At 68.0% G+C, this 434-nt stretch carries 1 pseudogene; it reads left to right on the top strand.

Features of this window, described 5'->3' with window-relative positions:
- Positions 1 to 434, top strand: a pseudogene (locus tag D7X55_RS46650) (peptidase M20); the annotation flags it as partial.

Below are 434 nucleotides of genomic sequence, written 5' to 3'. Positions count from 1 at the left end.
GTGGTCGGCACCCGTACCGGCCAGGCCGAGGTGAAGGTCGATGCCAGCGACCTGGTGTTCGTCGGCTATGGCGTCGATGCGCCGGAGCAGAAGTGGAATGACTACGCCGGTCAGGACTGGAAGGGCAAGACGGTCGTGATGTTCGTCAACGACCCGGGCTTCCACGTCGACGACGCGAAGCTGTTCGACGGCAAGCGCATGACCTACTACGGCCGCTGGACCTACAAGTTCGAGGAGGCCGCCCGCAAGGGCGCCGCCGCCGCGCTGATCGTGCACGACACCGCCGGCGCGTCCTACGGCTGGGACGTGGTGAAGAATTCCTGGGCTGGCCCGCAGTACGACCTGCCCGCCAAGGATGACCCGGAAGCGCGCATCCCGGTACAGGGCTGGCTGAGCGCCGACGCGGCCAAGGCGCTGTTCGCCGGTGCCGGCCT

The organism is Corallococcus sp. AB049A (assembly GCF_003668885.1).
Lineage (GTDB): Bacteria > Myxococcota > Myxococcia > Myxococcales > Myxococcaceae > Corallococcus > Corallococcus interemptor.
Note: the sequence above shows the minus strand (reverse complement) of the source record. Positions and strands in the feature narration are given on the sequence as shown.